Consider the following 22,877-nt stretch of genomic DNA (forward strand, 5'->3'; position numbering starts at 1 on the left):
TTTGTTAATGTCCTGGTCAGGGGGCAGAATTCACAGGGTGAGTGAGCAATCTCCCGGTACCGGGCCCACAGCGACGGTGGATGCCGGTGTCACCCCGTTCGTTGAACTCGAGCGTCAGACGTGGTCGCGGCTGTCCAATGAGATCGAGTCGCCGCTCAACGTCGAGGACATCCTCCGTCTGCGCGGCCTGGGAGACGCCCTCAACCTTGACGAGGTGCGCGAGGTCTACCTTCCACTGTCCCGGCTGCTCTCGCTCTATGTAGCCGCCGCCGGTGAACTGCATGCCGCCACCAATACCTTCCTCGGTGAGACCACCACGCGTACGCCGTTCGTCATTGGCGTTGCCGGTTCGGTGGCGGTCGGCAAATCCACCACTGCCCGCGTGCTGCGCGAGCTCCTCCGCCGCTGGCCCGGCACCCCCAACGTTGAGCTGATCACCACGGACGGCTTCCTCTACCCCAATGAGGAACTGGAACGGCGCGGTCTGATGCAGCGGAAAGGTTTCCCGGAGTCCTACGACCGCCGTCGTCTGCTGCGCTTCGTCAGTGAGGTCAAGAGCGGCGCCGAGGAGGTCCGCGCCCCCTGGTATTCGCACCTGACCTACAACATCGTGCCTGGTCGTGAAGTGGTGGTGCGCAGGCCGGACGTGCTGATTGTGGAGGGCCTGAATGTCCTTGCGCCGGCGCGCATGAGGGCGGATGGCAGGTCCGGCCTCGCGCTCAGCGATTTCTTCGATTTCTCTATCTATGTGGACGCGAAAACCTCCTATATTGAGGAGTGGTACGTCCAGCGTTTCCAGTCGCTGCGCAGCGGCGCCTTCGCCAACCCGGAGTCGTATTTCCACAGGTACGCCTCACTCACCGACGAGGAGGCCCGCGAGACCGCGCTTGGCATCTGGCACCGCATCAACGAGCCGAACCTGAAGGCCAATGTCCTTCCCACCCGCGGCCGCGCCACCCTGGTCCTCACCAAGGAAGCCGACCACTCGATCCGAAGAATGCTGCTACGAAAAACCTGACGAAACCCCGGCGGCACCGCACCCCATCCAGCTGGATGACGACGGCGGTGCTCCTCGTCGCGCTGTCAGCCTGCGGTACGCCGCCACCTGCAGCGGACAAACCCGCCTCCGCGCCTGCGTCATCGGTTCCGCCCGCTTCTTCACTTCCGCCTTCTCCGGCCGTGTCCCAGACCCCCGGCACCATTCCCGCCCCGGGACAGCGTGCACCCGCTCCCGTTGAAACTTCTGCTCCGTCGGTGGTCCCCGAGACGCCACCAGCGCAACCCACCGCCGCGCCGAGTGTTGCGGCTTCTCCCTCTCCGCCGCCTCCAGTTGCTGCACCGCCTCCAGAGCCAACCGAGCTGGGCGACCCAACCTCGGTGAGCGTCGTCGTCAACAAGCAACGGCCGATCAACCCGATCGACTACTTTCCTTCCGGTCTGGTACTGCCCGCGGTCCCGCTGGCCGTGGCCGAGCCTAATGCCCTGCTGCGTGGTGACACCGCTGCCGCTGTGGAGGAGATGTTTGCAACTGCAGCGAGCGACGGCGTGAGCCTCACCCTGGTCAGCGGGTACCGGTCCTTCCAGGACCAGGTCTCGACCTATGAACACTGGGTGGCGCAGTACGGCGGTGACACGGCAGCAGCTGACCGCATCTCGGCGCGCGCCGGGTTCTCCGAACACCAGACGGGGCTCGCCTTCGATGTGGGACAGGACGACGGCGCGTGCACCCTCTCCTCCTGCTTCGCCGACACTGCCGCAGGTCAGTGGATGGCAGCCAACGCGCACCGGTTCGGGTTCATCCTGAGGTATCCGTTGGGGGCGGAGGGCATCACCGGGTTCTCCGGCGAGGCCTGGCATTACCGGTACGTTGGCGTTGAGCTGGCGCAGGCCATGCGGAAGGACGGCGTGGCAACCCTCGAGGAGTACTTCAACCTGCCACCGGCGCCCGGCTACTGATGTACCCCGAACTTTTGCGCAGCTCGCGCGACTTGCACGCCCGTCGGGCTCACCTGATCTGCGCAAATCTTCCCGTAGGCTGAACCCATGATCAACGGATTCAAAAACTTCATCATGAAGGGCAACGTCATTGACCTGGCTGTTGCCGTGGTTATCGGTGCCGCGTTCGGGGCGGTGGTGAAGTCGCTCGTCGAGAACGTCCTCATGCCCTTGATTTCAGCGCTGGTCGGCGCACCCAACTTCGACGATTTTGCGAAGGTGACCATCAACGGCAACGAGATCCTGTTCGGGATGTTCCTCACCGCCGTCGTGAATTTCCTCCTGATCGCCGCTGCTGTCTACTTCGTGATCGTCATGCCGATGAACAAGCTGATCGAGCGGCGCGACCGCAAACTGAACCTGGAGGAGAAGGTCGAAGAGGTTGACCCGCAGGTTGCGCTCCTGACCGAGATCCGCGACAGCCTCAAACAGCGTTCCGTCTAGCTACTGCCGTACCTTACTTGCCTGCCAAGCGCGCGTTCAGCCGATCAACCTCGTCGAGCACCTCGGTCGCCGCCCAGGCTCGGTCCCGCTTGCTTCGGGTAATGGGGGCGATTACTCCGGCTTCTGTCAGCCGATCCAAGCTGGCATAGACGGCGTTCAGGGTGACACCTGCGATGTGGGCAGCAGTGTGCGCTTCGAGGACCGGGTGCTCCAGCAGGGCAGCGATGATTTTCTCATCAGCTGAACCGCGCCGAGGCTTTGCGGCTTCCTCCCAGATACCGGGTAGCTCTTCCAGCTCGGCAATCGATGCGCGGGCTGCGTCAGTCGCCCTTACCGCCGAGACCGCCAGGTACTTCACGAACGGGTCGACATTGCCGGTTCTGTAGGCATTGACCAGATCGAAGTACTGCTGAACGTCGGCGACCATGGCGGAAGCGATGGGGGTAACGGTCCCGGTGGTCAGCCGACGGCGGCGGCAGACAGCGCCGATGAGGGCACGCCCGATCCTGCCGTTGCCGTCGGTGAATGGGTGCACGGACTCGAAATGCGCGTGTGCAATGGCTGCCTGGGCTATGACCGGCAGGTCGACCCTGTTGCTGAATACAATCAGGTCGGCCATGAGGTCGTCGACGAGTTCCGGCGGAGGGGGAACATGAATGGCGTTGCGCGGAGAGTAGTCAGAACCGCCGATCCAGTTCTGGACATCGCGAAAGCGGCCGGCGTACGTGAAGTCGACCGGATCGTCCTTCCTGAGCAGGTGGTGCGCCTTCAATATCTGATCCACCGAGATCGTGCCCGTGGAGCCGGCTCCGTCGATCATGGCTTGGATGGCGTCTGTGGCAGCGACCATTGAACGGGCGTTCGCGCTGGCTTTAATCCCGATTGCTGCCCGCGCGTAGTCATCCCGTGGCGCTTCCACATGTTCAATCTTCGAGGAAGAGACAGACTCGCTCCTGAGGAGAAAACCGCTGATCGCCGCCATGCGTGCGCCGGAAGTAGCGTCCAGGGAAGCGACAGCAACGGCGGCCTCCTCCAGCGCGACCAGTGTGTCCTTTTCCGGGTAGTAATCCTGAGCGGCGATCAGTGGCGGCAGGGATACCACCACCTCCGCGAAGAGCCGATCCTCCCGCGGCGGTCTCCCGGAAGACCTCCACGGCCGCTTCTCGTAATTATGCGCTGGCCACATCCGGTTACCGGCTCGCCGCAGAACCCAGAACATGCTTCATGTTGTTCATGTTTCACCCACTAAACATGAATAGTCAGTCCGCTATCCATGTTTAGACGGAGCAGGGAGGCCTAAACGGGTTCGAGCGCCAACTGATGTTGCACAATCCCGGCGAGGGTCTCGGCAGTGCGCTCGGCCGTAACCATGTCGGCGGCCTCAACCATCACGCGGACAACCGGCTCGGTGCCGGAGGGGCGCAGCAGTACGCGGCCGGTTTCCCCGAGGGATTCTTGGGCGTCGCGGACCGCACGCTGCACCTCGTCGTCGCTGTTCACACTCGACTTGTCCACGCCCTTGACGTTGATCAGCACCTGGGGAAGCTTGGTCATGACGGTCGACAGTTCCTTGAGGCTGCGGCCGGTCAACGCGACCTGCGCCGCCAACTGCAGGCCGGTCAGAACGCCGTCGCCAGTGGTTGCGTAGTCAGCGAAGATGACGTGTCCGGACTGTTCGCCGCCGAGGCTGAAGCCGCCGTCGCGCATGCCTTCAAGAACATAGCGGTCCCCCACCGCAGTCTCACGCAAGGTGATTCCGGCTTCCCGCAGAGCGAGCTTCAGGCCGAGGTTGCTCATCACGGTGGCCACCAGTGTGCCGTCTTTCAGGCGCCCGGCCGAGTTGAGGGCAACTGCCATGATCGCCATGATCTGGTCGCCGTCCACCACGGTGCCCTCGTGGTCCACGGCGAGGCAGCGGTCGGCGTCGCCGTCGTGCGCAATACCGAGGTCTGCGCCGTGTTCCAGCACCGCGGCCTGCAGCATTTCGAGGTGGGTGGAACCGCAGCCGTCGTTGATGTTGTTACCGTCCGGGTCAGCGCCGATAACCACGATGTCCGCGCCGGCGTCGGAAAACACCTGGGGTGAGCAGCCACTGGCCGCGCCGTTGGCGCAATCCAGCACCACTTTGAGGCCGTCGAGCCGGTGCGGTAGTGACTGAAGCAGATGAACAACGTAGCGGTCCTCAGCATCGGCGAAGCGCTGGATGCGGCCGACGTCCGGCCCAACGGGGCGGTGCCGGGGTGCGAGGAGTTCGGATTCGATCGCATCTTCGAGGGCGTCGTCGAGCTTTTTGCCGCCGCGCGCCAGGAACTTGATGCCGTTGTCCGGCGCCGGGTTATGGGAGGCGGAGATCATGACCCCGAAGTCAGCGTTCAGGTCAGCAACGAGGAAAGCCGCAGCCGGTGTGGGAAGGACGCCCGCGTCAAAAACGTCGACGCCGGCACTCGCCAGGCCGGCTTCCACGGCAGCGGCAATGAAATCGCCACTGGTACGCGGATCCCGCGCGATGACGGCGGTGGGGCGCCTGCCATCGGATTGCCGATGCCCCAGCACCACGGCCGCTGCCTGGGCAAGCTGCAAAGCGAGTTCTGCGGTGAGGAGGCCGTTCGCCAGACCGCGGACGCCATCGGTCCCAAATAATCTAGTCATCGTGGTTCATCCTAAGGGAGAAAAGTCCCGCACCCGGGAAGCGTCGAAGAACGCTGTTAAAGCGTTACGCCCGCCCGGCAGCAGCCGAGCGGGCGTAACGGGTGAAGCTGGTGAAATCAGCGCTTGTGGAGCCAAGAGCGAAAAATCGCCGAGGGGACCCAGGAATAACGCGCCAGCGGTATTCCTGGGGTAGGCGATTTTTACCTCTTGGAGTACTGAGGCGCCTTGCGTGCCTTCTTGAGACCGGCCTTCTTGCGCTCGATGACGCGGGCGTCACGAGTCAGGAAGCCTGCCTTCTTGAGGGCGGGGCGGTTGTTCTCGCGGTCAATCTCGTTGAGCGCGCGGGCAACACCGAGGCGCAGTGCACCGGCCTGGCCGGAAGGGCCACCGCCGTGGATGCGTGCAATGACGTCATACGCGCCGTCGAGCTCGAGGAGCTTGAACGGATCGTTGACTTCCTGCTGGTGCAGCTTGTTGGGGAAGTAGTCAGACAGCTCGCGGCCGTTGACAATCCACTTGCCGCTTCCCGGTGTGACGCGGACGCGTGCAACAGCTTCCTTGCGACGGCCCACAGCGGCGCCGCCTACGGTCAGCGCGGGGCGCTCTTTGACGGGCGCGTCCGAGACGGCCGACGATTCCGAGGTGTAGCTGGTGAGCTCCTCGGTTGGTTCATTCAGCTCTTCAGTGTTCTGAGCCACGGTTCTCCTTGAGTGATTCTTAGTCTGTGGTGGCCAGGACTACTGAGCGACCTGGGTGATTTCGAAAGTCTGGGGCTGCTGGGCCGCGTGCGGGTGCTCTGCACCGCGGTAAACCTTCAGCTTGCCGATCTGCTGGGCAGCGAGGGAGGTCTTGGGCAGCATGCCCTTGATGGCCTTCTCCACAGCGCGTACCGGGTTCTTCTCCAGCAGCTCTGCGTAGTTGACGGACTTCAGGCCACCCGGGAAACCGGAGTGGCGGTAGGCACGCTTCTGTTCGAGCTTGGCGCCGGTGAGGGCAACCTTCTCAGCGTTGATGATAATGACGAAGTCGCCCATATCCATATGGGGGGCAAAGGTCGGCTTGTGCTTTCCGCGCAGCAGTGTTGCGGTCTGGCTGGCAAGACGGCCTAGGACAACGTCGGTGGCGTCAATGACGTGCCACTGGCGGTTGATGTCGCCGGGCTTCGGGGTGTACGTACGCACGGTTTTTGCCTTCGTTTCTTGTTCTACGGTGACGCCGGCATACGTGGAGAATGACCTCCAGATGCCAACGCAGCTGATGCATGCGTTACCGGAACTTCAGGTGAGGACTGAAAGCTACACCGGTGATCCCTGGGTTCTCGGCCATATCCGCGGACCAGGTAGCTCTGCAACTGAGCCGCACGCGGGCATGGACATATCGAGATGGGATACGCACAACGACTCTCAAGGTTAGCGCGGACGTGACCCCCGGGTCAAAACACGTCAGCCATACCCATCAGCATAGGATGGCAGGAGGTTCATCTAGGGGGTAGGGCGAAGAGTGCGGCTGGTCCAACTTGCGTCGCGCCGTTCTGCCGCCCGCCGCAGCCTTCTGGCCATTATTGCGCTGACCCTCGCAATGCTGACGGCGGTCCTCGCCGGCATCAGCGGCTTCACCCAGTTGGCCGCAACGGAGGCACTGCGCTCCCTCGCCTCAGCTTCCGGGGCCTCAGCCTCCGGCGCGCAGGGCTTCTTCCGCATCCACACCACCATCGCTGACGACGCCGCTGCGCAGCAGGCAGCCGCCGAAGCCGCTTTCGCCGAACTGGGACTTCCCAACGGCCTCGCCATCTCCACCGCACCGTATTCACCGCCCCGCCCGCTGGTGCCCTCCGGCGGCAGCGCCACCAACCTCCCGGCTGACCTCACCTTCCTGCCGGTCGGCTGGACACCGACGACGACGCCGGCAGCCGGCTCGCTCGCACCACTCACCTCGGGTGCCGCTAGTGAACTCAACAGAACCGGCCCCATTCCCGCTGCCCTGGAGACTTCGACCGCGGAATCCCTCGGCCTCGCCGTGGGTGACACGTTCGCCGTGGAGGGTGCTGAGGGAACGGTCCGGCTCGAGCTGGTGGCAACCCTGAATCCCGTGGGCCCGGACGCCGCCTTCCTCGACCCGGTGCCCGTCCAGGGCGCGGAATCGGTGCCGACCGCCGTCGTCGTTCCTCCGGAAGCCATTCCGGAGCTGAGTGGTGAGCCGAAAGTCCAGTGGGTGTTCACGGTGGATGCGGACTCGGTCTCAGCGGCGGAGCTGTCCCGGCTGGCTGAGGGGCTGCGTCAGCTGCCGCAGCGGCTGAGCGGCGATCCAGCAATCAACGACGGCGGCGTGATCCCGTCCGGTGAGCTCGCCGGCCTGCTGGCTTCCGCGGCGGATGCAACGCAGTCGGTCCGGGCTGTCCTTCCCATTGCCCTGCTCTTGCTGGTGGCGCTGAGTGCGGTGACGGTGGTGCAGTTCGCGCGGCTCCTGGCCGATACGCGTGCTGTGGAGGACAAGTTGATCAGTGCCCGCGGCTCAACGACAGGCCAGCGCGCCGCTGTCGCCGCTTTCGAAGTGGTGCCGCTGGCCGTCGCGGGTTGCCTGCTCGGGTGGGTTGCCGCCGTCGTGCTGGGTCCGTTGCTTTCCACCGGCAGTGAGACAGAGTATGTCGAGGGGATGGGTGAGTTCGCCTCGGCCAGCTGGAGCGTGCCGGTGTTGTGCGCGGGGATCACGGCGCTGGTGTTCGTCGCGGTTGCGGTGCTCGACGCTCTGCGTGAGCACAGTCCGGGCGGAGATGCAGCGCGTACGGCACGGGTGGCCTCCTTCGGCGTGCTGGCGCTGCTCGTTGCTGCGACCGCGCTCTCGCTCTGGCAGTTCCTGCTGTACCGGTCGCCGGTGGTGGAGTCCGGCAGCGGCGCCCTGAGGGTCAACCCGCTCGCCGCGCCCGCCCCTGCCCTGCTGCTCCTGTCCGGGACCGCGCTGGCCCTGGTCATCACCGCGTGGCTGGCGCGCCGGGTGGAGCGCCGGACGTCCTCGCGGCCCACTCTCGGTGTGCAATTGGCGGCGCGGCAGGTGTCCCGACGGATCGCGTCCTACGTGATTCCGATCGCGCTGGTCACCGTCACGGTGGGCACCGCCACGTTCACTGCCGCGTATGCGCAGACCACCAGCCGGTCCCAGGAAGCGGCATCCCAGCTGGGCAATGGTTCGGACGTGCGTGTCGCGGTGCCCGGTCCGCTGGTCATCCGGTCCGCTGGCGACACTCCGCTCCTGAATACCTACGCCGACGGTGAGGCGGTCACCGCGGCCTCCCTCGCGTACCGGGGCGAAGCGCGGCTGGCCTCGATCACCGCTCCCCTGCTCGCGGTCGATGCCGGATCGCTGCCCGGGCTCCTGGGCGACGGCGCTGACCTGGTCGACGTCGGGGAGCTGGCGAGCGCCCTGGCCTACGAACCTCCCGTCCCCGAACCGGCGCTGGCGCTGACGCCGTCCGCCACCCAGATCCGCATGCAGTTCACCTCGCGCGGCACCTCGGAAACACCCGACGACGACGGCGCTGCCGCCCGCTCCGCCTCCGTCACAGCCTGGATCCGCTCGGAGGCCGGTCTCCTGGTGCCCGTGCCGGCCGGCACGCTCGCTTTGTCCGGCTCCGGCGACCAGGCGCACTCCCTGTCCTTTACGCTGCCCGAAGACCTGCGTCCGGCAGCGATCACTGCGGTCGACATCGCGCTGGAACCGTCCGAGTCCCTGCGCGGCTACGAGCTCGAGATCACGAGCGTGTCCAGCGACGGCGGCATCGGCACCGGGCAGGGCCGGTTCACCGAGGATTCCGACCTGCGGCTGGCGTCCGGCGCATTTGGGGCCGCGCAGTCTGGCGTGCAGCCGCTCGAGACGGGCATCGGAGTGCGTTTCCCGGAGGATAGCTCAACGGCCGGCACCGCGCAGGCACGGCTCATGGTCGGAGCCCAGGAAACGCCTCCCCTCCCCGTGGCCCTCACCGCTGAACTCCTCGCGAACCTCGACCTCGCGGTGGGCGATCCGGTGTCGCTGCGTCCCGGCGGCGTTGAGATCGAGGGCGTTGTTGCCGCTGCTGCCCCGGTCCTTCCCGGAACCACGGAGAGCACAGCCGTCCTGGTGGACCTGCAGGCCTATAGTTATGCCTCGCTCGCCAGTTCACCCGTTCCTCCGCGGCCGGGCGAGGTTTGGCTCGCGTCCACTGACCGGAACGCCACCGCCGCCTCTGCCACCGGCTTGGCCGGACCGGGCGCAACGGTCTCCACCGCGGACAACTCACTCATCGGACGCTTCCTGGCACCGGCAACCACGTCGCTTTGGATCGGCGCGATCGGAGCGTTGCTCGTCGGCGGCGCAGCGCTGACGGCCAGCATCGTGACCCTCGTGCAGTCGCGCCGGTCGGAGGTGGCCATCCTGCGGGCGCTCGGCATGCAGGCGCGGGACCAGGTGCGCGGGCGCCGATGGGAGGTGCTCAGTGTCGGGGTTGCCGCCGTCGTACTGGGTCTGCTCACCGGGCTGGGAGTGGCGGCGCTGACCGTGTCGCTGCTGGCGCAGGCGGTGGTGGTGAACGCGTCGGAGGCACTGCGGGCGCCGCTGTCGATCGCCGTCGTGCCGTTGCTGGGCGTCCTCGTGGTGCAGGTGCTGATCCTGGTGCTCGCGGCCTGGTTCTACGGCGAGCGCGTGAAGCGGCAGGCGCTCACTCCGGCGTTGACGGTGGATGCGCCGTGAGTCTGTATCGGCTGTTGCGCCGCGAGTTCCGGCATTCCCGGTGGCCCTCGGTGCTGGTGGCGTCGATTGTGCTGGTGGTCTCGGCGTTGCTGTGCGCGTGGCCGCGGGCGGTGGACTCCATGTATACGGCGGACCTGCAGGAGTCGGTGTCCGAACTCGCCGGATCCCAGCAGGCGGTCCGCGCGTTCAGCACGTCATTCCCGCCGCTTGAGGACTTCGACCGCGCCTTTGATGAGACGGACAGCGACGGCCGCACCGAGGACGCACTCGCCACGATTCGCGAAGACCTGGCCGAGCCGCTTGGGTCCGTCCTCGGCGAAGGCCGCTGGCTCGCTACCGGTGTCAACTCCAGCATCGGGCCGCTGCCGGAGGGCATCCGCGAACTGGTGCTCAACTACGCCGTTGATGTGCAGGCGCTGAAACACATCGAACTGGTGGAGGGCGCGCTGCCCGGGCCGCCTCCGGATCAGTACGGCGAGGAACCGGTGGAGATTATCCTCTCGCGGGACTCCGCCGCGTCTGCGGAGTGGCCGGTCGACGAGGAGCGAAACGTCGCCGTCTTCCTGCCGGGGCAACCCGGCGATGAGAGCAACGCGGTGCGGTCTCAGCCGATTGTCCTCAGCGGCATCTACGCGCCGAAGGACGCCGATTCCCCGTACTGGAGCCTGAACAACACGCTGCTCTCAGCGGCCGAGGACTTCAACCCGGACACCGGCACCGCCGTGAATGCAACGGCCTTCGTCTCTCCCATGGCGTTCCCCTTCCTCTCGCGGGCGGCTGACCATGTGCAGACGTCCTACTGGTACCCGGTGTCCACCGAGTCCTTGACCGCAAGCACCGCTCCGCAGACCGCCGCGCAGCTGCGTGAGTTCCTCGGAACCCCGCACACCGTGCCAGCTACCTTCCCCACCGCGCCCACGGTGATCTTTGCGTCCGAGACACCGGATGCGATGGCCGAAGCCACGCAGCGTGCCGCGTCGACCAACCAGATCCTCGCGCTGCTGGCTTCCGGACCGCTTGGCGTGTGCCTGGCGACCGCCGCCCTCGCGGTACGGCTTCTCCTCGAACGACGGCGGGGCGCGCTGGCTCTGGCGTCGGCGCGTGGGGCCGGCGGTTGGCAGCTGCGCGGCGCCCTTGCGCTCGACGGATTGCTGCTCGGTATCCCGGCGGCCGGGCTCGGTGCGCTGGCCGCTTTCCTGCTGGTGCCCGTTCCGTTCTCGCCGGCGCACCTGCTGTGGCCGGTGCTGGCGGCTTTCGTGCCTGCTGTGCTGATGGCGGTTCAGCATCGTCCGGAAGCGGCGGCTCGGCAGGATCTTGGCTCCTCGGCACGGAACCGGTGGCGCGTGAGTGCGGAAGCCGCCGTCGTCGTGCTGGCTGGAATGGCCACGTTTCTGCTGACGCAGCGGGGGCTGGCGCAGGGGGCGCTGGAGTACGGCGAGGTGGATCCGCTGCTGTCGGCGACGCCGCTGCTCATTGCGCTGGCCGTGTGCGTGCTGGTGCTGCGCCTGTATCCGGTGCCGCTTGAGTGGTTCGCGCGGGTTCGGCGGCGCGGTCCGGGGCTGGTCGGGTTCCTGGGTGCGTCGCGTGCCGTGCGCTCCCCCGGCGCCGGGCTGGTACCGGTGCTGGCGCTGATCGTAGGGCTCGCCGTCGTGCTCTCTTCCGGTGTGCTGCTGTCAACATTCCGTGAGGGCGTCACCGATGCGGCACAGGCCGACGTCGGCGCTGACCTCCGCGTCCAGGGACCGCCGTTCTCGGTGGAGCAGGTGGATGAGATCCGGTCGGCTGAGGGGGTTGCGTCGGTGGCCGCGGTGACGGACCTGGGAACGCTGCGCGCTGAAACGGGCGGCCGGCAGACCAAGGACGTGAACCTGCTCGCCGCTGATCCGGGGACAGTGCTGGGCGTGCAGGAAGACCTTGCGGGTGCGTTCCCTCCTGCGCTGCTGAACGCCTTGGAGGGCAATGCGGCGGATGGCGCGCTACCTGTGGTGGCGTCGCCTGCGCTGGAGCTTGAGGAAGGTACGGCTATTGAGCTGCGCTACCGCGGGAGTTCCGTGGACGCCGAGGTGGTGGGCATCGGTCCGGAGGACGTGGTGTTCTCTGCGTCGTCGGCCTGGATGCTGGTGGGTGAGCAGGCGATCGGCTCTGTGGAGGAGCGGACCTTCGAACCGTCCGTGCTTCTGACGGACCTGGATAGCGACGCCGCTTACGGGCCGGTGATGGACGCTGTCGCCGACATCGCTGGTGGGCCGGTCCTGCAGCAGACACCGGAGCAGCAGGTTGAACAGACGCTCGAATCGGCGTCCGGGCGGGGGCTGCAGCTTGGGCTGTGGGCGGTGATCGGCGCGATGGCTGTGCTGTGTTCGTTGACGATTGTCATGACATCTGTGGTGAATGCGCCTGCCCGCAACCGGTTGATCGCACTGCTGCGTACGCTGGGGTTCTCGTCGCGGCGCGATGGTGCACTGATGCTGTGGGAGCTCGGGCCGATCACCGGGGCTGCAGTGCTGGCGGGAACCGCACTCGGGCTGGTGCTGCCGCTGGTCATCCTCGAAGCGATCGACCTGTCAGCGTTCACCCGCGGTGCTGCCGAGCCGGCGCTGGCGCTGAATCCCCTGCTGTTGCTGGGGCTGCTGGTCGGGTTCCTGGTGGTGGTGCTTGTCTCGGTGGCGGGTGCTGTGGCGGCTGGTCGGCGGCAGCGGTTGGCTGCGGTTCTTCGAATGACGGATACCTGAGGTGATAACGGTGAGAAACGAAACGCAGCCGCACATCCTGTGTGAGGACGTGGTGCGCATCTTCAAGGGTGAGGGCATCGAGGTGCAGGCGCTCCAGGGGCTCAACCTGACGGTGATGCCGGGTGAGATGACGGCACTGGTCGGGGCGTCGGGTTCCGGGAAGTCGACGCTGCTGACCATCCTGTCCGGCCTGGACCGTCCGTCCGCAGGGAAGGCGCAGGTGGCGGGCGTGGAGCTGCTGGGGCTCAGCCGCAAGGAGCGTTCGCGGTACCAGCGGGAGACGGTGGGATTCATCTGGCAGCAGACGCCACGGAACCTGCTGCCGTACCTCACCGCTGCGGAGAATGTGGCGCTGCCCATGGCCATCACCGGCCGGAAGGATGCGGACGTTCGGGTGGCCGAGCTGCTCGAGCTTGCCGGTGTGGCGCACTGCCGGGACCGCAGGCCGCAGGAAATGTCCGGTGGGGAGCAGCAGCGGGTGGCTCTCGCCGTCGCGCTGTCCAATCAGCCAAAGGTGATTCTGTCGGATGAGCCAACCGGTGAGCTGGACGAGCACACCTCCGCCGAGGTGCTGGAAGCGATGCGGCGGGTGAATGAGGAGCTGGGGACGACGACGCTGATCGTCACGCACGACCCCACCGTGTCCGAGCACGTGAAGCGGACGGTGCAGATCCGTGACGGCCGCTGTTCTACGGAGACCCTGCGCCGGACAGGCTTGAATAACGACGGCGATGAGCACCTGATTGCCGAGGAGTTCGCCGTGATCGACAGGGTTGGGCGGTTGCAGTTGCCGCAGGAGTTTATGGAGAGCCTGGATATGAAGGATCGTGTGCGGTTGGGGCTGGAGCCGGATCATGTGCGGGTGACTCCGGCGTCCGCTGAAAGCCCTTCGGAGGAGACGCGATGAGCGCCGCTGTTCCCGCGTTGCGTGCGGATGGCGTCACCAAGACGTACGGCTCCGGTGAGAGCGCCGTGCACGCGTGCACCGACGTGTCGTTGTCGGTTGCACCGGGCGAGCTGCTGATCGTCAAGGGTCCGTCAGGTTCGGGAAAAACGACGCTTCTGAACTGCATCGGCGGGCTGGATGAACCCGATAGCGGAAGCGTCTTTGTCGGCGACCTGAAGCTGACGGCGATGCGGGAGCAGGACCGGGTGACACTGCGGCAGACGCACCTCGGGTTCGTGTTCCAGTCATTCGGGCTGATCCCCATTCTGACCGCCGCGGAGAACGTCGAGGTTCCGATGCGGCTGGTCGGTATGCCGGCCGCTGAGCGCCAGGCGCGGGTTGATGAGCTTCTCGAGCTCGTGGGGCTGGGGAAGCACCATCACCAGCGGCCGGCGGAGCTATCGGGCGGCCAGCAGCAGCGGGTTGGACTGGCTCGGGCACTGGCGAACAGGCCAAAGGTGTTGATCGCTGACGAGCCCACCGGACAGCTCGACAGCGTCACCGCCGGCACCATGATGGACCTCATCAGCGATCTCGTTCACAGTCATGAGGTTGCTGCTATTGTTTCCACCCACGACCCACTTCTGATGCAGCGTGCGGGCCGCGTTCTGGAACTGCATGACGGGCGGATTCTTGGTGCGGGTGCAGTCACTTCCGCCCCTGTTTCAACTCGTAAAGGTGCCTCCGGAATGATCGAAATGCCCACCAAGTATGCGTCCGGACGCCGACGGAAGTCCTGATCTCAGCGCAGGAAAACCGCAGGAAACACTCATGAAAAGCCGCCCCGGATAGGGTTCGCTCAGGATTGGTTCAAACTTGGAGTTTTCAGGGATTTCCACTGCTACTTTTTTGGCAGAGCTGGCGACGGGCCAGCCGCCATCTCGTACTCAGGAGAACCCAAATGCTCGTAGCATTCCTGGCAGACGCCAAGTCCACCATCAAGTCCCGCATGAACCGCGACGAGACCGGCGCCACCGCCGTCGAGTACGGCATCATGGTCGCCCTCATCGCCGTTGTCATCATCGCTGCTGTCACGCTTCTCGGCGGCAACATCAAGACGACCTTCGACAAGACTGCTTGCAGTGTAAAGGGTGGTACATACGCTGCGGCAGTCGCTCCGGCAACTGCAGGCACCTGCACCGGTCCGTAATTGTTACCCAGCCAGCCCGTCAGTGCCTCTTTGGGCTGGCGGGCGGGCTACGTCTCGCAGCCTGCAATACAAACTAAGGATTGAGATGAAACCATCGAGCGACCGTGGAGCAGTCGCGGTTGAGATGGCGCTCCTTCTTCCCGTGCTCGTGCTCCTCCTCCTCGGCATCATGGAATTCGGGCGAGCCTACAACGCTCAGGTGACGCTTACGAACGCAGCCCGCGAGGGCGTCCGGGTCATGGCCATCACCAACGACCCGGTCAAGGCGCGCGCTGCCGCCACTGGCGCAGCATCCACCCTGCGGCCAGTGCTCACAATTAGCAACTTCACCCCCGCTCCCACTCCGTGCAGCCCGACGGTAAGCGGTGAGACCACCACCTTCACCATCAGCTATTCACTCAACACTTTGACCGGCATTGCCGGCCCGTTCACCATGACCGGCAAAGGAACGATGCTATGCGGCGGATAGCCGAGAATGAACACGAACAGGGCGCCGTTTCTGTCATCGTCGCTATCCTCCTGGTCGTGCTCCTCGGCTTCGCCGCGATTGCTGTCGACGTCGGCATGTTGTACGCCGAGAAAGCCCAGCTGCGCAATGGTGCCGACGCAGCAGCGCTTAGCATCGCTCAAACTTGCGCGCTGAACGCCGCGGATCCCAAGTGCGGTTCCTCCGTCGCAAGCGGATCTCTCGCGAAACAAATGGCGGATGCGAATGCGCTCGATAATCAAAGCAATGCAAACAACGTCACGCTTGACAAAACCGCTGGTACGGTCGCAGTCACAACCGGCGCCCTCGAAAGCGGTAGCACACCAAACAGCGTGTCTCTTTTCTTCGCACAGGCGCTCGGTTTCGATGAGGCTGAGGTTTCCCTAACCTCTCATGCTGCCTGGGGCAAGCCCGTGGCAGGACCTGCCATATTTCCCCTCGCCTTGGCGGAATGCAAGCTCAATCTCAATCCAGGCGTTAGCAACGGATCCCTCCAGCTGCTCGAGATGGGAAACAACGGCTGCGGATGGGTTCCAGGCGGGTTCGGGTGGCTCGACACCGCTCCGTCATCCTGCGGAGTATCCATTACAGCGCCAATAAGCGGGTATGTGGGAGCCTGGCACGCCAGCGATCCCGGCGCGAGCGCACCTTCGGTCTGCGGGTCATCCGACTTCAATCGGATCAAGGATCGCACGGTACTATTCCCGCTTTACGACGATGAGCGCGGGACTGGCAATAACGCCGAATTCCATATCAAGGGGTTCGCGGCATTCCATGTCACGGCCTATCACTTCGCGACCTACGACTGGGCTCTGGACGGCTCATCGATTTGCAACAAGTGCATCGAAGGCTACTTCAAGCGCTTCGTCACACTCGATGACGCGTACACGCTGAGCCCAAGCGCTCCATCCAACGGAACCAACGTCGTCAAACTTACTCTCGGAGATACCCCATGAAGTCCCGTCTCATAGCCGGCATTGCCGCAGTTGTCCTCGCCCTCGCCGGCGCCGTGATGGTCTTCAGCTATGCGAACGGCGCTGAAGCTCGCGCGGTCGAAGGGCTGGACCCCGTCGATGTCCTGGTGGTTCAGCAGGCGGTGCCTGCGGGCACCCCTGTCGCTGATTTGGCCGCATCCGTGGCCGCAACTCAGCTTCCCGGTGCTTCAGTGGCAGATACCGCCCTCAAGAACTTGGATAGCTCGGCCGGTCTGGTCACCGCCGTCGATCTGGTTCCTGGCGAACAGCTGGTGACCGAGCGGCTTGTGGCGCCCGAGGACCTCGTTACTCCCGGAGCAGTCGAAGTTCCCAAGGGTCTGCACGAAGTGTCGATCCTTGTTGAACCACAGCGCATCGCCGGCGGCCGCGTCATCGCGGGCGACTTCGTCGGGGTGTTCGTCTCCATGGCAGATAGCGGTCTTGAAGCTGAACCGGACAAGCAGACAACTCAATTGGTTCTTCCCCGCGTGCTGGTCTCGGCTGTGCAGCGCGCGCCGGAACCCGCGCCGGTAGATCCGACGGCCACCGAAGAAGAAGCCAAAGCCGCTGAGGCAGAAGCCCTTCCCACCGGGTCCCTCATGGTGACGCTGGCCGTCAACCCTGACCAGGCCTCGAAGCTGATCTTCGCCAGCGAATACGAATCCATATGGCTCAGCAAGGCAACCGCCGCTGAAAACGATGCTCCCCCATTCATCGTCCAGGACAAGGAACTGTACCGATGAGCCGTTTCCTCCTCATTACAGCGGATAGCGCTTTCGAGCAGAAGGTCCGCCTCGCCACCGCCGGCGGGCTTCCCGGGGAGGTGCTCTCCGTCAGGCCGGAGCTGCTTGGCCAGCCAGAAGACCTGCTCGACCTCGTCGCCGTCCAACAGCCGGAAGTACTGGTCCTGGGACCGGGCATGGCCGTAGACGGCGCGCTCCGCCTCGCCACCATCGTTGACGTCCGGTTCCCCAACGTCAGTATGGTTCTCGTGGCACCGGACGAGTCCGGCGTCGCCCTACAGGCCATGCGGGCCGGCATTCGAGACGTTGTCGAACCTACGGCTGACATACCGACCGTGCGGCTCCTCCTTGAGCGTGCCTGCCACGCTTTTGCCAGCCGTCACCGTGTCGATAGTGTCGAGGTTGCTCCGAAAAAGGAGCACGGCCTGGTCATCGGCGTGTTCTCTCCCAAGGGCGGTGTCGGCAAGACCACCATCGCAACCAATATCGCCGTCGGGCTTGGGAAGCTGGCGCCTATGGGCGTGGTCATAGTCGATCTCGACCTGCAGTTCGGAGATGTGGCATCCAACCTCTACCTCGAACCCGAGTACTCCGTCCTGGATGCCGTCTCAGCATCCGCAAGCCAGGACACGATGATCCTGAAGGCTTTCCTGACTCCGCACCCATCCGGCATTTATGCGCTGTGCGCTTCGTCCAATCCGGCAGACGCGGACAGCATTACAGCCGCACAGCTCGAGGTTCTTATCAAGCAGCTCGCAGGCGAGTTTGCCTACGTTATTCTAGACACCGGTCCCGGACTCACAGAGCACAGTCTCGCTGCCCTTGAACAGAGCACAGACGCGGTGTGGGTAACGGGAATGGACGTCCCCAGTGTGCGTGGCCTCCGCTCGGGTCTGGACGTTCTCGGGAAGCTGGATCTCTTCCCTGAGACGCGCCACGTGGTACTCAATTTCGCCGACTCCAAGACAGGGCTTTCCGTCCAGGATATCGAAGCCACTCTCGGTGCACCGGTTGACGTGTCGATCCCGCGATCACGCGCGCTGTCCTTGGCCACGAACCGTGGCGTTCCGCTGCTCCAGGAAGACGTACGCGATCCCGCCACCAAAAACCTGCGTGGCTTGGTCGAGCGCTTCGATCCACAGTGGCGGGCACGCGCCCAACGCAAATTACACCGGCGTGTGGTGATCTGATGAAACTTTCCGAACGATTGAATCAGGCGACAACGGCACCAAGCGCCGTACCCGGCGGCGACAAAACTACGAAGGTTGTCGTTGAACCTTCAGCTTCGGTTCCTGCCGCAGAAGCGGCCGAGCCTGCGTTCCATGGAGCCGTCGTCGTTGGCTCTACGTCGTCGAAAGGACCGGAAGCTCCGGTCGCAGCCCGGATCGATGTCTTCGCCGGAATCAAACAGCGTGCTGCTGAGGCCCTTTACGAGCGCATGGGCGCCCGCTTCAGTGACTCCACCCTTAAGGAAGAGGACCTCCGCGCTGTCGCGCGCGAAGAGCTCAGCCAGGTCATCGACGCCGAGCAGGTGCCGCTCACGCCTGACGAGCGCCGTCGACTGATTCAGGACGTTGCCGATGACGTCCTCGGATACGGACCACTGCAACGGCTGCTCGACGACGAGGACATCACTGAGATCATGGTGAACCGCGCTGACCAAATCTACGTCGAGCGCCGCGGGCAGCTGGTCCTCGCCGACACAAACTTCAAGTCCGAGGAACACCTGCGTCGGGTCATTGAGCGCATCGTCTCTAAGGTAGGCAGGCGCATCGACGAATCGTCACCATTCGTTGACGCTCGTCTCGAGGACGGATCACGTGTCAACGCGGTCATTCCTCCACTCGCGGTGAACGGATCCTCGCTGACCATCCGTAAGTTCAGCAAGATTCCGCTGACGGTGGAGAAGCTCATCAGCTTCGGCACACTGACCCCGGAAATGGCCGAGCTGCTTGATGCGTGCGTCAAGGCAAAACTGAACATCATCGTCTCGGGCGGTACGGGTACGGGTAAAACCACCCTGCTCAACGTGTTGTCCTCCTTCTTGCCCCACGGGGACCGGATCGTCACCATTGAGGACGCCGTGGAACTGCAGATTCAGCAGCAACACGTGGTGCGCCTCGAGAGCCGCCCCCCGAACACCGAGGGCAAAGGCGCGGTCACCATCCGCGACCTGGTCCGGAACTCACTGCGTATGCGGCCCGACCGCATCGTCATTGGTGAGGTCCGTGGCGGTGAATCCCTCGACATGCTGCAGGCCATGAACACCGGTCACGACGGCTCGCTTTCCACCGTGCACGCCAATTCGCCGCGCGACGCCGTCGCGCGCCTTGAAACCCTGGTCCTGATGGCCGGTATGGACTTGCCCCTGCGCGCCATCCGCGAACAGCTCGCCTCTGCCGTGAATCTGGTCATCCAGATCTCCCGCCTGAGGGATGGAACCCGCCGCATTACCCACGTCACCGAGGTGCAGGGCATGGAGGGCGACGTTGTCACCCTCCAGAACGCCTTCGTCTTTGATTACTCGGCCGGCGTTGACTCCTCCGGACGCTTCTTGGGTAAGCCGATCCCCACCGGCATTCGCCCCCGCTTCATGGAACGGTTCGAGGACATGGGCATTACCGTGTCCCCCGCTGTTTTCGGCGCGGCGCTCACCGGTCGGAGGTAGTCCGATGACGCTGATGTTCGTCTACGGGACGGCGCTGTGCGTCGCTGCACTCGCGCTGATCTTCTTTGCCACCCGTCCGCGCCAGTCCGCTGTGCCCCTCGATCGTCGTCGTCCGCCGGTCGAGGAGTCAGACTCGCAGTTCACGAGGTTCGCGGGTTCTGCCGTGCGAGCCGTGGAACGCTTCCTCAAGAAGCATCCACAGCGACTGTATCGGCCGGAGCTACTCGAAACGGCCGGTGTGCGCCTGACCCAGGCGGACATGTTCCTGCTCGTTATCACCGGGGGCATTGCAGGCCTGGCACTCGGTCTGGTGGTGGGCGGCCCACTGCTGGGAATTCTGTTCTTCATCCTTGCGCCCGTCGTGGGTCACGTCGCCCTGGTCTTTAGGATCGGGCGGCGACGCTCGAAATTCGAGGATCAGCTCGGCGACACGCTGCAGCTCCTCACCGGTGGCTTGCGTGCCGGACACAGTATTCTGCGCGCCATTGATGCGGCAGCCATCGAGGCCGATGCCCCCACCTCCGATGAGATGCGCCGGGTGGTTACCGAGACAAGCCTGGGCAAAGACCTGCTTGCGTCGCTGCTGGACACTTCACACCGGATGGAGAGTGAAGATTTCGCCTGGATTGCTCAGGCTATTCAGATCAACCGGGAAGTAGGCGGAGACCTGGCAGAGGTGCTCGATCAGGTGGGCGCCACCATTCGGGAACGCAGCGAGATCAAGGGACAGATTCGTGCACTGGCCGCCGAAGGAAAATTTTCGGCCTACATCCTAGTAGCGCTCCCCTTTGGCATCGGCGCGATGCTCATGGTTGTCAGCCCGGGTTACGTCGACCCGCTCTTCGAGAATCCGCTCGGCTGGGTCATGATCGGCGCCTCCGTGGTCATGATGACCATCGGGTGTCTGTGGCTCCGCAAAATCATCGATCTGAAGTTCTAGGAGGCACGTGTGAATCCCGTGATACTGACATCCCTGTTCCTCGTCGCCGCGCCTCTGGGTTATCTTGCCTGGGCCCTGCTCAGCCCCGGTGGAAACAAGACGTACAAGGCTATCCAGGCGAACCTCCATCGGGGAGTAAGTCGTTCCGAAGAGGTTCGTGCGGATCGTTCGAATACGCTGGCTCGACTGGGTTACGCCATCACGCCTTCATCCTATGTGGAGAAGCTGGACAAGCTCCTTGCGTTGGCCGGCCGGCCGGCATCCCTGCCGCTCGGCCGCGTGCTGGGCGCGAAACCTGCACTATGTTTGGTTGGCGCTGGCCTCGGGTACCTCATGGCCAGCACTGCCCAGAAGCCCACGATCACGATGCTCGCGATCTTCGTGACTGTCCTTGGCTACTTCATTCCCGACCTACTGCTCTACAGCAAGGGTCAGGAACGGCAGAAAGCAATGCAACTGGAACTGGCGAACACGCTGGACCAGATGCTCATCTCGGTGGAGGCTGGCCTCGGCTTCGAAAGCGCCATGCAGCGGGCCGGCGAGACCGGCAAAGGCCCGCTCGCTGAGGAACTCGTCCGAACGCTGCAGGATATGCAGGTAGGGCGCAGCAGACGCGAGTCCTACCTCGCCCTCGCCGACCGCACCAGCATCCCGGAGTTGCGCAGCTTCGTGAAAGCCATTGTGCAGGCTGACGCATACGGCATCGCCCTGAGCGGCGTGCTCCGCACGCAGGCCAAGGTGATGCGTGTGAAGCGGCGCCAACGTGCCGAGGAAAAGGCAATGAAACTGCCGGTCACGGTACTTTTTCCGCTGCTCTTCTTCATCTTCCCGGTGCTGTTCATCATCATTCTCGGACCCGCAGTCATCAACGCAATCGCGACGTTCAGCGGTTCGTAACCCCAAGCTTCAAATCCAGTTAGTACGCAAGCCGAAGAATTCCGCAATGTTTGCACAGCATCATGCAATTCCCGCTTTTCTCCCATTTTGTGAAAGTAGCGTTAGCCCATGGCTCTCTCCCGCCCCAGCGCAGATGACGACGACGCAGAGTCCCTGCGCGCCGTCGGCGCTGAGCCGCGGAGAGCCCCGGGCGGCAGCCACCGTGTAGACAGGACACCTCTCGTGGATCCCAACGTGCTCCATGACCTCGAGGATCAGCTCGACAGCCCCGCCGCCGCCCGGGCGTTTGTGCGCGACTACGTTGCCGTCTGGGACGAACGCGACCTGCGAATCTCCTCCGCCATTGCGCGCCGGAATCAGGCCGCCTCACTCGACGCCGTGCTCAGCGTGAAGATCACGTCCACCATGGTTGGAGCCACCCAGCTTGTCACGCTGGCAAGCGCGCTGGAAAAACTGCTCCGTGAGGGCAAACTGGAAGAGGCTGAGGCTGCACTCCCACATGTTCACCGATGCGGAGTACGCACCATGCGTGAGCTAAGACTGCTGCACCTCAACAAGCCGTAAATTGAGCCCTGAAAACTCAGTCCACGCGCCGGGGCACCAGCCGGTAGCCCACACCCCGTACGGTCATCAACCAGCGGGGGCTCCGCGAGTCCTCCCCCAGCTTTCGGCGCAGGTTCCCGATATGAACCTCAATGGCCCGCTCATCGGCCTCGCTGATATACGTATCGGTCCGGTAGTACTGCCCCCGCACCACGCGCACCAGGTCACCCTTGGTCCGCACGGCGCCGGAGCTGCGCAGCAACTCGTGCAGCAGATCGAACTCGCTGCGGGTCAGCACCAGTTCCTCACCACGAACGGTGACGGTGCGCGTGTCCTTGTCCAGCTCGAGGCCGTTGTGCCGCAGCACTGAATCCGGACGTGGCGGAAGGTTTGGCTCCTCAGCGGCGGGCGCCGTCGTCGTCGTTGGCTGTTCCTCGGTGAGTCCGCCGCGCAGCCACCGCAACATTGCGGCGATGCGCGCCCGCAGTTCACGCGGGCGGAAGGGTTTAGTGACGAAGTCATCGGCGCCGGACTGCAGCGCGGTGAGGGTGTCGATCTCCTCGTTGTGCGCGGTCAGCATGATCACGTAGCAGTCGCTGAGGCCACGGATGCGGCGAAGCACCTCGTAACCGTCAATGTCCGGGAGCCCCACGTCGAGGGTAACCAGCGTCGGGTTATGCTCCTTGACCGCTGCCACACCGTCGCGGCCCTCGGCAGCGGTGTGGACAACGAATCCCGACTGCGTGAGCACCGTGCTCACAAGGTTGCGAACATCGAGATCATCCTCGACGACTACCGCCACACCTGGATCTGGCACTATCTCCTCCTGGCCCCGACAGAACTGTGGTTGTTCAGTTCATCACAAAAGGACGAAACACCGCGACGAGCAGTGAACCGCCGCAACGTGCTACACAGCATACGCGTGCAAAGGTGTTTACGGTCACAATATCGGAACTTTGTGAACCGGTTAGGAGTTATGGTCCTTCTGCT

General features: G+C 64.4%; 21 protein-coding genes. 16 read left to right on the forward strand and 5 right to left on the reverse strand.

The window, feature by feature from the left end:
• Positions 1 to 7: 7 nt before the first annotated feature.
• The 3 genes from coaA (at position 8) to mscL (ending at position 2,439) form a co-directional block, all read left to right on the forward strand.
• On the forward strand, positions 8 to 1,018 hold the full coding sequence (gene coaA / locus AC1MBU_RS13565) for a type I pantothenate kinase (RefSeq protein WP_404800763.1): 1,011 nt from the start codon (positions 8 to 10) through the stop codon (positions 1,016 to 1,018).
• Between the two features lie 161 nt (positions 1,019 to 1,179).
• Complete coding sequence (locus AC1MBU_RS13570) at positions 1,180 to 1,956, forward strand: M15 family metallopeptidase (RefSeq protein WP_277359689.1); 777 nt, start codon at positions 1,180 to 1,182, stop codon at positions 1,954 to 1,956.
• An 87-nt stretch (positions 1,957 to 2,043) separates the two neighbouring features.
• Positions 2,044 to 2,439, forward strand: coding sequence for a large conductance mechanosensitive channel protein MscL (gene mscL, locus AC1MBU_RS13575; protein ID WP_277359690.1), 396 nt, complete (start codon positions 2,044 to 2,046; stop codon positions 2,437 to 2,439).
• A 13-nt stretch (positions 2,440 to 2,452) separates the two neighbouring features.
• Here mscL and AC1MBU_RS13580 read toward each other — a convergent pair whose 3' ends face one another.
• From AC1MBU_RS13580 to rplM, 4 genes are all read right to left on the reverse strand, one after another.
• Positions 2,453 to 3,658 carry a Fic family protein gene (locus tag AC1MBU_RS13580; protein WP_471671990.1) on the reverse strand — a complete coding sequence of 402 codons (1,206 nt, stop codon included), beginning with the start codon at positions 3,656 to 3,658 and terminating at the stop codon, positions 2,453 to 2,455.
• A gap of 77 nt (positions 3,659 to 3,735) precedes the next feature.
• Positions 3,736 to 5,088, reverse strand: a complete 1,353-nt coding sequence (glmM, locus tag AC1MBU_RS13585) for a phosphoglucosamine mutase (RefSeq protein WP_479787528.1) — start codon at positions 5,086 to 5,088, stop codon at positions 3,736 to 3,738.
• 200 nt (positions 5,089 to 5,288) lie between these two features.
• Positions 5,289 to 5,786: a 30S ribosomal protein S9 gene (gene rpsI / locus AC1MBU_RS13590; protein ID WP_056544114.1), complete on the reverse strand. Its 498-nt coding sequence runs from the start codon at positions 5,784 to 5,786 to the stop codon at positions 5,289 to 5,291.
• A 39-nt stretch (positions 5,787 to 5,825) separates the two neighbouring features.
• Positions 5,826 to 6,269 (reverse strand): 50S ribosomal protein L13, encoded by a 444-nt coding sequence (gene rplM, locus AC1MBU_RS13595; protein ID WP_056544112.1) that lies wholly within the window; start codon positions 6,267 to 6,269, stop codon positions 5,826 to 5,828.
• Between the two features lie 319 nt (positions 6,270 to 6,588).
• On the opposite strand from rplM, the gene AC1MBU_RS13600 reads away from it, so the two are divergent.
• The 13 genes from AC1MBU_RS13600 (at position 6,589) to AC1MBU_RS13660 (ending at position 21,908) form a co-directional block, all read left to right on the forward strand.
• The gene (locus AC1MBU_RS13600) at positions 6,589 to 9,807 is read left to right on the forward strand and encodes an FtsX-like permease family protein (protein ID WP_479787529.1); all 3,219 of its coding nucleotides are present in this window, start codon (positions 6,589 to 6,591) and stop codon (positions 9,805 to 9,807) included.
• Positions 9,804 to 12,539 carry an FtsX-like permease family protein gene (locus tag AC1MBU_RS13605; RefSeq protein WP_479787533.1) on the forward strand — a complete coding sequence of 912 codons (2,736 nt, stop codon included), beginning with the start codon at positions 9,804 to 9,806 and terminating at the stop codon, positions 12,537 to 12,539. The genes AC1MBU_RS13600 and AC1MBU_RS13605 overlap by 4 nt, the downstream gene beginning before the upstream one ends.
• Before the next feature lies 1 nt (position 12,540).
• The gene (locus AC1MBU_RS13610; RefSeq protein WP_479787535.1) at positions 12,541 to 13,446 is read left to right on the forward strand and encodes an ABC transporter ATP-binding protein; all 906 of its coding nucleotides are present in this window, start codon (positions 12,541 to 12,543) and stop codon (positions 13,444 to 13,446) included.
• Positions 13,443 to 14,225, forward strand: coding sequence for an ABC transporter ATP-binding protein (locus AC1MBU_RS13615; RefSeq protein ID WP_479787537.1), 783 nt, complete (start codon positions 13,443 to 13,445; stop codon positions 14,223 to 14,225). The genes AC1MBU_RS13610 and AC1MBU_RS13615 overlap by 4 nt, the downstream gene beginning before the upstream one ends.
• Positions 14,226 to 14,386: 161 nt before the next feature.
• Positions 14,387 to 14,635 (forward strand): Flp family type IVb pilin, encoded by a 249-nt coding sequence (locus tag AC1MBU_RS13620; RefSeq protein WP_479787539.1) that lies wholly within the window; start codon positions 14,387 to 14,389, stop codon positions 14,633 to 14,635.
• 85 nt (positions 14,636 to 14,720) lie between these two features.
• Positions 14,721 to 15,104, forward strand: a complete 384-nt coding sequence (locus AC1MBU_RS13625; RefSeq protein WP_479787541.1) for a TadE family protein — start codon at positions 14,721 to 14,723, stop codon at positions 15,102 to 15,104.
• Between the two features lie 56 nt (positions 15,105 to 15,160).
• On the forward strand, positions 15,161 to 16,078 hold the full coding sequence (locus AC1MBU_RS13630) for a TadE/TadG family type IV pilus assembly protein (RefSeq protein WP_479787543.1): 918 nt from the start codon (positions 15,161 to 15,163) through the stop codon (positions 16,076 to 16,078).
• A complete protein-coding gene (cpaB, locus tag AC1MBU_RS13635; RefSeq protein WP_479787545.1) occupies positions 16,075 to 16,839 on the forward strand; it encodes a Flp pilus assembly protein CpaB in 765 nt (254 codons plus the stop codon). The genes AC1MBU_RS13630 and cpaB overlap by 4 nt, the downstream gene beginning before the upstream one ends.
• A complete protein-coding gene (locus AC1MBU_RS13640) occupies positions 16,836 to 18,029 on the forward strand; it encodes a CpaE/TadZ family protein (protein WP_479787547.1) in 1,194 nt (397 codons plus the stop codon). The genes cpaB and AC1MBU_RS13640 overlap by 4 nt, the downstream gene beginning before the upstream one ends.
• Positions 18,029 to 19,507, forward strand: a complete 1,479-nt coding sequence (locus AC1MBU_RS13645) for a TadA family conjugal transfer-associated ATPase (protein WP_479787549.1) — start codon at positions 18,029 to 18,031, stop codon at positions 19,505 to 19,507. The genes AC1MBU_RS13640 and AC1MBU_RS13645 overlap by 1 nt, the downstream gene beginning before the upstream one ends.
• A gap of 10 nt (positions 19,508 to 19,517) precedes the next feature.
• The gene (locus AC1MBU_RS13650) at positions 19,518 to 20,447 is read left to right on the forward strand and encodes a type II secretion system F family protein (RefSeq protein WP_479789797.1); all 930 of its coding nucleotides are present in this window, start codon (positions 19,518 to 19,520) and stop codon (positions 20,445 to 20,447) included.
• Between the two features lie 9 nt (positions 20,448 to 20,456).
• Complete coding sequence (locus tag AC1MBU_RS13655) at positions 20,457 to 21,344, forward strand: type II secretion system F family protein (protein ID WP_479787551.1); 888 nt, start codon at positions 20,457 to 20,459, stop codon at positions 21,342 to 21,344.
• A gap of 108 nt (positions 21,345 to 21,452) precedes the next feature.
• Positions 21,453 to 21,908, forward strand: a complete 456-nt coding sequence (locus AC1MBU_RS13660) for an Hpt domain-containing protein (protein ID WP_479787553.1) — start codon at positions 21,453 to 21,455, stop codon at positions 21,906 to 21,908.
• A 16-nt stretch (positions 21,909 to 21,924) separates the two neighbouring features.
• On the opposite strand, the gene AC1MBU_RS13665 is transcribed toward AC1MBU_RS13660, so the two are convergent.
• The gene (locus AC1MBU_RS13665) at positions 21,925 to 22,704 is read right to left on the reverse strand and encodes a response regulator transcription factor (protein WP_479787555.1); all 780 of its coding nucleotides are present in this window, start codon (positions 22,702 to 22,704) and stop codon (positions 21,925 to 21,927) included.
• Positions 22,705 to 22,877 lie beyond the last annotated feature (173 nt).

This window comes from Arthrobacter sp. PTI12 (assembly GCF_056679915.1).